This is a genomic window from Microcoleus sp. M2_D5, from assembly GCF_036701935.1.
GTDB lineage: Bacteria > Cyanobacteriota > Cyanobacteriia > Cyanobacteriales > Microcoleaceae > Microcoleus.
On record NZ_JAUBRP010000129.1, the window covers coordinates 1 to 9,533 of the forward strand.

A 9,533-nucleotide genomic window follows, 5' to 3' on the forward strand; every position below is an offset into this window, starting at 1 on the left:
CCGTGTCTGCGGTTCGATAGCCTGCATTTTGCGGTTTGATAGCTTGTCTCTTTTAAGATACAAGGGGCGGGTTCACCTACAATAATTGCCCGTAATTTACAATCTCATAAACCCGCCCCGCGTGCGTCGAGGACTGTAGAATCAGGAAAAAGCAAGCAACAGGGTTGAAACATGAATGAGGCCGATCGCACGCGTGTCGAAACATTCATCAAGCGCTGGACGGGTTCTAGCGGTAACGAACCGGCAAACTACCAGTTGTTTTTTGCGGAAATGTGCGATGCGCTGGGAGTCGATCGCCCTTTTGATAAAGGCAGAATTCCCAACGATCCCTACTGCTTTGATAAAGATGTCAAAATTTTTCACCCCAGCGGCAAAGTAACTCCGGGGTTTATTGACTTTTACAAAGCAGAACACTTTTTAATCGAAGCTAAACAAGGCGGAACTACAAGTAAAAAAGGAACTGCAAAGCGCGGAACTAATAGCTATTTGCGAGAGATGGAAAAAGCCTTTGTGCAAGCCGTTGCTTATACCCGCAATCTTAGCAGCAAACCGCCGTTTTTATTAACTTGCGATATTGGCGACCATTTTGAATTGTGGATGGGTTTTAGCGGCGATTATGGCGGCTACGGGGCGCGGCGAGAAATCGGGCTAATTGAGTTGCGGAAAGCCGATATTTTCGATTTGTTTGTCGATATTTTTACCAATCCGCAGCAGCGCAACCCAGAAAAAATTGCGGCGCGGGTGACGCGGGAAGTAGCGGCGGATTTGGCAGAGTTGGCGAAGGGAATGGAGGCGAATGTCGATCCGCAGCAAGTCGCCCAGTTTTTGATGCGCTGTATTTTCACCATGTTTGCGGAAGATGTGGGGTTACTCAAAGAACATTTGTTTACTCAGGCGCTGGAAACCCGATGGATTCTCAATCCGAAGACTTTTAAGCCGGAGGTAGAGGCGCTGTGGGAGGCGATGAATCAGGGGACGAGTTTTGGCTTTCACGGCCAACTTTTGCGGTTTAATGGCGGATTGTTTGCCGAGTCGCAGGCGTTTGCTTTGACAAAGGCGCAGTTGGAACTTTTGTTGCAGGCGGCGAAGCGGGATTGGTGCAATGTGGAACCTGCGATTTTTGGGACGCTGTTGGAAAGGGCGCTGGATTCGCGGGAGAGGAGTAAGTTGGGGGCGCATTATACGCCGCGATCGTATGTGGAACGGTTGGTAAAACCTGTGGTGATGGAACCTTTGGGCGATCGCTGGATTGCGGTACAAGCGGAGGTTAAACAGTTGCTCAACGCGAGGGAATCGGAACCGACTGCAAATCAAAGGAAAAAGGCGATCGCACTTTTAGAAGCATTTCTGACGGAGTTACAACAGGTGAAGATTCTCGATCCGGCGTGCGGATCGGGCAATTTTTTGTACGTGACTTTGGATTTGTTGAAGGGATTGGAATCCGAGGTGTTGCGGCGTTTGGAGGATGTCACCGGATCGGCGCAGTTGCTGTTAGATATTGCACAAGTTAATCCGAGTCAGTTTTTGGGGATTGAAATCAATCCGAGGGCGGCTGCGATCGCCGATTTGGTGATTTGGATTGGGTATTTGCAGTGGCATTTTCGGCGGTTTGGCGACATTCCGCCGATCGAACCCGTGTTGCGCGAGTACAACAATATTCAATGCCGGGATGCGGTGTTAGCTTATGATGGAATCGAACCGGATGTGGATGCGGCGGGGAAAGTGAGAACTCGCTGGGGCGGGCGGATGATGAAAAGTCCGGTGACGGGGGAGGATATTCCCGATCCTACAGACAAAGTAACAATTTATCGGTATTTGAATCCGAGGGCGGCCGAGTGGCAGGAGGCAGATTATATTGTGTCCAATCCCCCGTTTATTGGGAATAAGAGAATGCGTGAGAGCCTTGATGACGGGTATGTTGAATGGTTGAGGAAGACTTACCAAAACTTGTCAGATACGGTTGACTTTGTAATGTACTGGTGGGAGAAGGCCGCAAATCTTGCCAAGTCGAAGAAAATTCAAAGGTTTGGCTTTATTACAACAAACAGTATTGTTCAATCATTCAATAGGAAAGTTCTAGACCATTATGTCGGCGAGCAAGAAATATCTCTTTACTTTGCTATTGCCGATCATCCTTGGACAGATAGTAAAGATGGTGCTGCGGTACGTATTGCTATGACTGTCGTGACACCCCAACCGTCAATTTCAGGCTTTTTGATGAAAGTCAAGTATGAATCTCAGGGAGAAAATGAAAATGAAATTTTAAAATTTGAGGTAATTAAGGGATTGATTAATTCTGATTTGACTGTTGGCAGTGATACCGTCAAAATGAAACCGTTAAAATCAAATGATGGAATCTCATTTCAGGGTGTTATTCCATTAGGCACAGGGTTTATAATTGAAGAACATGATTTCCAACAGCTTGATTTAGACAAGCAGAATTTGCCGTCAGTCATCAGATCGTATGCGATTGGGAGAGATTTAGTTCAAAATTTTCAGAAAAAGTGGATTATTGATTTTTTCGGTTTATCTAAAGATGAAGCCTCTCAACATTTTCCTCTATTATTCCAAAGGCTTCTAACAACAGTTAAGCCATTTCGAGACCAGCAAAATAGAAAATCAAATCGGGATAATTGGTGGGTTTTTGGCGAGAAAAGACCAGGATTAAGAAAAGCTGTCAACAACTTGAATCGATTTATTGTCACGCCAGACACTTCTAAATTTAAGCCATTCTTTTTTGTTGATAGTGATGTTTTGCCGGATGTTCAGCTTTACACAGTCGCATCAGATGATGCCTGGATTTTAGGCATTTTAGAATCCTTAGTACATCAAAAGTGGCTTAAAAAGATTGCACCGCGAATGGGCAAGGGAAATGATTTGCGATGGAAACCGTCAATTGTCTTCTACCCCTTCCCCTTCCCCACTCCCACCGACACCCAAAAACAAACCATCCGAGAACTCGGAGAAAGCCTCGACAGCCACCGCAAACGAGTCCAAACCACTCATCCCGAAGTCACCATCACCGGGATGTACAACCTCCTCGAAAAACTCCCCCAAGGCGAACCCCTCGACGACAAAGACAAAGCCTTCAACCAAAAAGCCCTAGTCTCCACCCTCAAACAAATCCACGACGAACTCGATGCCGCCGTATGTGCCGCCTATGGTTGGGAACCCACCCTCACCGACGACCAAATCCTGGAAAACCTCGTCACCCTCAACGCCCAACGCGCTGAAGAAGAACGCAACGGACTGATTCGCTGGCTGCGCCCCCACTACCAAGCCCCCGGCGAAACCTACGTGCAACCATCCCTTGCAGGCATCACCACCGAAACCGAAACCGAAACCTCTATCGCCCCCGCAGAACAACAACCCTTCCCCAAAACCCTCAAAGAGCAACTTTGGGCCATCCGCGACTTATTCCGCACCCAAAGCGGTGAATGGACAGCCGCCCAAGTTACCGCCCATTTCAAAGGGGCAAATCGCAAACAAAAAGTAATTCTCGACTGTCTAGAAAGTCTCGAAGATTTGGGGATTTTGCTCAGTCATAATGAAGATGGGATGACATTCTGGCATCTCGCAGAACTTTAGAGCGATGGGTAAGTTTCTGTTACCTTCTCTATGCCATCTGCAAATACTCCAACACCAGCAACCGCAAATAGTCCAGCATTCGGATATAGGCTCGCATTTGAAGATAGCCCGATCGCGTCTCATCATAAAACTGAGCGATCGCAGAACGATCGAACACCCTGAGCTGATGTAACTCTGCGATCGCTTGGTCGCGATTCTCAACCTCTGCGCGCTCCTCAATCTGACTAGCATAACCGCGAATACTTACTGTTACTAACTCAAGCTCCTCCAGAAACGAAAAATCTTCCTCAGAACCAAGATACCTCTGAGATATCTCTTTGCGCTCTGATTTAGTGTTTTGATAGTCAACTGTCAACTGTGCCAAAAGTTGCACAATAATATCCTGCCCAAGCGCTAATTTGTTTTGAACTTGTGCCATATCGCTATTCCTCATTAATGCCATAAGTCACGATTTTCTCAACACCATACTGGTCAGGTCGCACAATTAAAAACTCATTGCCCTTTCGGTAAACAGCGGCTCCATCCTGCCGATATCCCGTGCGAGGAACTCTTACAGCACCTCTGGTGTTGAAGTTGTGTGCTTTACGCAGATATTTGAGTGGATCAAATCCTTTTCTTTGTGAATGATCTAACACACTTTGGGCCACAGTTCGATAAGTTCCTCTATCCCATTCAGACACATATTGCTGTAGTTCGATAACTTCAGTGTTGGAATAGTCTTCAAACAGTCGATCTAAATAAGGATCTACAGATGATTCGTCTGGCATTATCACTCTCATTCCAGAGGATATTATTGATTATAGCTTTATTGGAAAAAGATCGATCGCATTTTACCTCTTAACTACCGCCCACTGAGTCACCGGTGCCAGCGGTTTCCAACCCTGAAAAGAACCGATCGCCCCTACTCGCTGAATCCCAATTCTAATTAGTTCCCCGCCATAACGATCGTGCCATTGCAAAACTTTAAACTCGCTCTCAACTGTCACCGCATTAACAACTAATCGGCCGCCTTCACCTAAAGCATTCCAACAAGTTTCCAGCACAGCTTCTGCAGTGACACCGCCGCCGATGAAAATAGCATTCGGTTGAGGCAAATTTGTCAAGGCTTCCGGCGCTGATCCCGCAACAATTTCGAGTTCGGGAACGCCGAAAGTCGAGGCATTTTGGGCGATGTATTGCAATCGAGTCGGATCGCGTTCGATCGCGATCGCCCTGCACCGAGGATGACTCCGCATCCATTCGATCGCGATCGAGCCGCAGCCCGCCCCCACATCCCACAGCAACTCACCCGGAATCGGTGCTAACGCTGACAGAGTAACGGCTCGAACCTCCCGCTTGGTAAGTTGTCCGTCGTGGCGATAAGCAGCATCCAGCAAACCGGAGGTACGGGGGAAAATCACAGTTTCGCGATCGGCTGCAACTGCAATCGCGATCGCGTTCAAATCAGCCAAATCCGGTGCATTCCAGGCTGCTGCTACCCCCTCGATCCGCCGTTCCGATTCCGATCCCATCCGCTCGAACACAGTCATCAAACTGCTGCCAAACCCCCGCTGCGTCAACAATTCGGCAACCTTTCCCGGCGTGTGTCTGTCAGCGCTCAACACCAGCAAGCGCGCCCCCGGCGAGAAAGCAAGGGCGATCGATGCGATCGGGCGATTTGTCAAACTGAAAGTCTCAACTTGGGCCAGCGGCCAACCCAAACGGGCGCAAGCAAGACTAAAAGCCGATGCAGCGGGAATTACAGTCATTTCCGAAATAGGAATCTGGCGCGACAGCGTGACGCCGATGCCGTGACACATGGGATCGCCGCTTGCGAGCACGCACACAGACTGTCCCCGGCGGCGGAGGATGTCATCAATTGTTGTCTGCAAAGGCGATGCCCAAACCAATTTTTCGCGAGTGTCGTCGGTTGGTAGCATTGCTAGGTGACGGGCACCGCCGACAACGACTTGAGATCGATCGAGTAGGGTAAAGGCGATCGCACTCAATCCCGAAAGTCCGTCTTCGCCAATCCCCACCACCGAAAGCCATTTGTGCATTGCACCCTTACTGCTAATTACTACTTATCGATTCTAAAGAATAATATCGGATTTCCATTCATAATTCTTTCTTCTACTTGCCTCATTCCGAGTCTTTCTGCGACTTTTTGCGACTCAATGTTTGGGCGATCGCAACTTGCGACAAGATAGTTAAAGCCAAGTTCACCAAAACCATAATTCAATATTTTGGTTGATGCTTCAGTAGCGTAACCTTTTTTAAGTGCTTTCGGCAGCAGTGCGTAAACTAACTGGGGCTGTGCTTCTTCAAAAAAATACCACAAACCAACAAATCCAATCGTTTCTCGATCGCTCTTAGTTTCGATAAACCACAAACCGAATTTCTTTTCTTCAAAAAGCTTTTTGTTCTTTTCGAGCATTTCTGCTACTCTTTCTAGCGACCAGATTTCGCCGTCGCACAGATATCTCCTCACATAGGCATCGATAAAAATTCTATGAAGCGTGTTGAGGTCGCTCTCCACCATCGGTTTCAAAACTAATCTCTCTGTTTCAAATATCATGGGGATTATTTATGTTGGATTAAAGGGCGATCGCACCTATCCATATTAGTCCAGGACGCATTGGTGGTCAGAAACCTGGTTTTTGACCCATAAGAGGCGTTACAGCCATTGAACCGGGCAAAAACCCGGTTTCTTTGATTTTGCGTCAGTGTGATTAGCAAACAGCACTAAACTACCGTAATCACTGGATAGTTATAACTTTCCTTGACTACTAAACCATCTTTCCAATAGCCGATCGAGATTTGGTTGCTTTTAGAATCAATGATTTGACCGTCAACTTTAACCGTGTAATCATTGTACCAATTGGAAATTACTACAAAGTCATAATCCTTGTCGGCTGAAACAGCAATATCTTGACCGATTAATTTTGATTCTCGAAACTCAACTAACAGTTCTTGAAAAAAGATTTCTCTTCCTTGGCGGCAGTTTTCTTTGCCGCTAGTAATCGTACCATCTCCTTCAATCATCACAGTGTCATCCGAGTAGTAGTTTTCCAAAGCTACTGATGTTTGGAATGTCTCAACTAAGTGATTGATGTCTGCGAGCTTGATTTGCAATTCTTCTATTGTCATAAATAAGGCGATCGCAGGTTTTATATCCGAAGTTAGAAGTCACGCTCTCTTAGAGTGATTTTGACTTCGACTATAGATTATAAAAAATTATTCGGGAATCAGCAAGACAATCAAAGGAACTTCCCCTCTAACAGGCGAGCTCGCCCGGAGATTTGTTAAGAAACCCGGTTTCTTTGATAAAAGTTCGATCGCGAACTGTTTATTTTTGTAGTTGCGGTGTCTTCGCCTGCAGATCCATGCGTCCATGACTATCTGACAAATTTTTTCCCAAAACAAAAAGCGCCCCTATTTCTAGGAGCGCTTTTTGTTAATCAAAAACTAAAACTTAGCCATTGATAGAAGGAGCAACCATTGCTACTGGAGTGACTTCACTAGCAGCCAAATCAAGCGGGAAGTTGTGAGCATTGCGCTCGTGCATTACTTCCATACCCAAGTTAGCGCGGTTGATGACATCAGCCCAAGTGTTGATAACGCGACCTTGAGAGTCGATAATCGATTGGTTGAAGTTGAAACCGTTCAAGTTGAAAGCCATCGTGGAGATACCCAAAGCGGTAAACCAGATGCCTACTACTGGCCATGCACCTAACAAGAAGTGCAAGGAACGGCTGTTGTTGAATGAAGCGTATTGGAAAATCAAACGACCGAAGTAGCCGTGGGCTGCAACGATGTTGTAGGTTTCTTCTTCTTGACCGAATTTGTAACCGTAGTTTTGAGATTCGGTTTCGGTTGTTTCACGAACCAAGGAAGAGGTAACTAAAGAACCGTGCATGGCGGAGAACAAGCTACCACCGAAGACACCGGCAACTCCCAACATGTGGAAGGGGTGCATCAGGATGTTGTGCTCGGCTTGGAACACGATCATGAAGTTGAATGTGCCGGAGATACCCAAGGGCATACCGTCGGAGAACGAACCTTGTCCAATTGGGTAGATCAAGAATACTGCGGTGGCTGCTGCAACTGGTGCAGAGTATGCTACGCAGATCCAAGGACGCATACCTAAGCGGTAGGACAGTTCCCATTCACGACCCATGTAGCAAAATACACCGATCAGGAAGTGGAAAATTACCAATTGGTAAGGGCCGCCGTTGTACAACCACTCATCGAGGGAAGCTGCTTCCCAGATTGGGTAGAAGTGAAGACCAATTGCGTTGGATGAGGGAACAACTGCACCTGTGATGATGTTGTTGCCGTACATTAAGGAACCTGCTACTGGTTCGCGGATGCCGTCGATGTCCACTGGAGGAGCAGCGATGAAGGCGATGATGTAGCAGATGGTGGCGCTCAGGAGGGTAGGAATCATCAAGACTCCGAACCAACCTACATAAATGCGGTTGTCGGTGCTTGTGACCCATTCACAAAAGCGTTCCCAGACGTTGGCGCTTTCGCGCTGCTGTAAGGTTGTTGTCATTTGTTTATGATTGCTTTATTTGGTTTTCAATGTTCGTGACGGCTTTGTGTTCCGCCATGTAAATAAACATAAAGCTTTTATTTCAGTTTGTAAAGGCCTTCTCAGCACAGTTTTTGTTATGAATGTCATAAGCTGCGCTGATAATAAGCCAGAATGCTTGCTGTATGGTGTTTTAAAAAGCAGAGTGCGGAATTGGCGGACGATCGCCCACAAATCAAGAATACTCATAATCTACCGGGGGAACGAGATTGCGGACTTGCGTCAGTGTTAAGATAGATGAAGGGTTGCGATCGCCAACCGCAAAACTCGCACTGCACAGATATATGTTGTTGCGTAAGTCCGATCGATAAAAATCCCAAGGAATGTCTCGCACAGTCACCTACAGCCCTGCTTATACTCTGGTTCCCACTTACGAGTGTTTTAACCGCTGCACCTATTGCAATTTTCGGGCAGAACCCCTGCAAAGTCCTTGGCTAACACTCGCAGAAGCCGAAAAACAGCTCAACTTGCTGCAAACTCAGGGTGTAATTGAAATTCTCATCCTCAGCGGCGAGGTACATCCTCACAGTCAACGGCGAAAAGCTTGGTTGCAGCGGATTTACGATTTGTGCGAACTGGCACTTGCTCTGGGATTTTTGCCGCATACTAATGTGGGGCCGCTCAGCTTTGAGGAGATGGCACTGTTAAAAGAGGTAAATGTATCGATGGGGCTGATGCTAGAACAGCTTACTCCACATTTGTTACAAACTGTTCACCGACACGCACCGAGTAAAGTGCCGGCGTTGCGGCTGCAACAGTTAGAATGGGCTGGGGAATTAAAGATTCCGTTCACAACTGGTTTGCTGCTGGGAATTGGGGAAAGTGAGGCAGATTGGGTGGAGACTTTAGAGGCGATCGCCCGGATTCATTCGCCCTACAATCACATTCAAGAAGTTATCCTCCAGCCACACACTCCGGGAAATCAGCAAATTTGGGACGGTGAAGTTTTTGATGCTACAAAAATGCCGGAAGTAATTGCGATCGCCCGCAGCATTTTACCTGATGAAATTGCCCTACAAATTCCGCCCAATTTAGTTGCACAACCAGACATATTGCTGGCTTGTTTAGAAGCAGGTGCTAGAGATTTAGGAGGAATTGGGCCGCGGGATGAAGTTAATCCCGATTATCCTCACCTGCAACACCAAACTTTAACAGACATTTTAGCAGCATCGGGATGGCAACTCGTAAAGCGTTTGCCTGTTTATCCTCAGTACGATAAGTGGCTGCCCCAGACATTGCAAACGGCTGTAAAAAACTGGAGAGTTATATAAATTCCGGTAGCATCGGAATAGTATAGCAATCGCCAAGGCGGTTATGGCATAAACTATAAGTAGCCCCAATTGCTCGCGTGCGATCGTACAACTCATGC

Annotated in this window: 9 protein-coding genes; 2 read left to right on the top strand and 7 right to left on the bottom strand. The window is 47.0% G+C overall.

All coding sequences use genetic code 11. The features are described 5' to 3' along the window. Window positions 1-171: 171 nt before the first annotated feature. Entirely contained in the window at window positions 172-3,588 is a 3,417-nt protein-coding gene (locus QUA50_RS28385) for a DNA methyltransferase (RefSeq protein WP_333268691.1), read from the top strand. A gap of 28 nt (window positions 3,589-3,616) precedes the next feature. On the opposite strand, the gene QUA50_RS28390 is transcribed toward QUA50_RS28385, so the two are convergent. The 7 genes from QUA50_RS28390 to QUA50_RS28420 form a co-directional block, all read right to left on the bottom strand. Then, window positions 3,617-4,006 carry a hypothetical protein gene (locus QUA50_RS28390; RefSeq protein WP_333268693.1) on the bottom strand — a complete coding sequence of 130 codons (390 nt, stop codon included), beginning with the start codon at window positions 4,004-4,006 and terminating at the stop codon, window positions 3,617-3,619. A gap of 4 nt (window positions 4,007-4,010) precedes the next feature. Beyond that, window positions 4,011-4,355, bottom strand: a complete 345-nt coding sequence (locus QUA50_RS28395; RefSeq protein WP_333268695.1) for a hypothetical protein — start codon at window positions 4,353-4,355, stop codon at window positions 4,011-4,013. Window positions 4,356-4,418: 63 nt separating this feature from the next. Beyond that, window positions 4,419-5,627 carry a precorrin-6y C5,15-methyltransferase (decarboxylating) subunit CbiE gene (cbiE, locus tag QUA50_RS28400; RefSeq protein ID WP_333268697.1) on the bottom strand — a complete coding sequence of 403 codons (1,209 nt, stop codon included), beginning with the start codon at window positions 5,625-5,627 and terminating at the stop codon, window positions 4,419-4,421. A 20-nt stretch (window positions 5,628-5,647) separates the two neighbouring features. Further along, a complete protein-coding gene (locus QUA50_RS28405) occupies window positions 5,648-6,145 on the bottom strand; it encodes a GNAT family N-acetyltransferase (protein ID WP_333268699.1) in 498 nt (165 codons plus the stop codon). Between the two features lie 167 nt (window positions 6,146-6,312). After that, window positions 6,313-6,717, bottom strand: a complete 405-nt coding sequence (locus QUA50_RS28410; protein WP_333268701.1) for a hypothetical protein — start codon at window positions 6,715-6,717, stop codon at window positions 6,313-6,315. 325 nt (window positions 6,718-7,042) lie between these two features. Further along, entirely contained in the window at window positions 7,043-8,125 is a 1,083-nt protein-coding gene (psbA, locus tag QUA50_RS28415) for a photosystem II q(b) protein (protein WP_333148960.1), read from the bottom strand. Between the two features lie 214 nt (window positions 8,126-8,339). After that, entirely contained in the window at window positions 8,340-8,504 is a 165-nt protein-coding gene (locus QUA50_RS28420; RefSeq protein WP_333259847.1) for a hypothetical protein, read from the bottom strand. Here QUA50_RS28420 and cofG point away from each other — a divergent pair. Beyond that, entirely contained in the window at window positions 8,488-9,435 is a 948-nt protein-coding gene (gene cofG / locus QUA50_RS28425; protein ID WP_333259844.1) for a 7,8-didemethyl-8-hydroxy-5-deazariboflavin synthase subunit CofG, read from the top strand. The two genes, QUA50_RS28420 and cofG, sit on opposite strands and share 17 nt — an antisense overlap. The last annotated feature ends 98 nt before the right edge of the window (window positions 9,436-9,533 follow it).

Bases quoted from the DNA above. Each gene is read 5' to 3' on its own strand.
- QUA50_RS28385 (WP_333268691.1), top strand. From the start codon at position 172: ATGAATGAGGCCGATCGCACGCGTGTCGAAACATTCATCAAGCGCTGG.
- QUA50_RS28390 (WP_333268693.1), bottom strand. From the start codon at position 4,006: ATGGCACAAGTTCAAAACAAATTAGCGCTTGGGCAGGATATTATTGTG.
- QUA50_RS28395 (WP_333268695.1), bottom strand. From the start codon at position 4,355: ATGCCAGACGAATCATCTGTAGATCCTTATTTAGATCGACTGTTTGAA.
- cbiE (WP_333268697.1), bottom strand. From the start codon at position 5,627: ATGCACAAATGGCTTTCGGTGGTGGGGATTGGCGAAGACGGACTTTCG.
- QUA50_RS28405 (WP_333268699.1), bottom strand. From the start codon at position 6,145: ATGATATTTGAAACAGAGAGATTAGTTTTGAAACCGATGGTGGAGAGC.
- QUA50_RS28410 (WP_333268701.1), bottom strand. From the start codon at position 6,717: ATGACAATAGAAGAATTGCAAATCAAGCTCGCAGACATCAATCACTTA.
- psbA (WP_333148960.1), bottom strand. From the start codon at position 8,125: ATGACAACAACCTTACAGCAGCGCGAAAGCGCCAACGTCTGGGAACGC.
- cofG (WP_333259844.1), top strand. From the start codon at position 8,488: ATGTCTCGCACAGTCACCTACAGCCCTGCTTATACTCTGGTTCCCACT.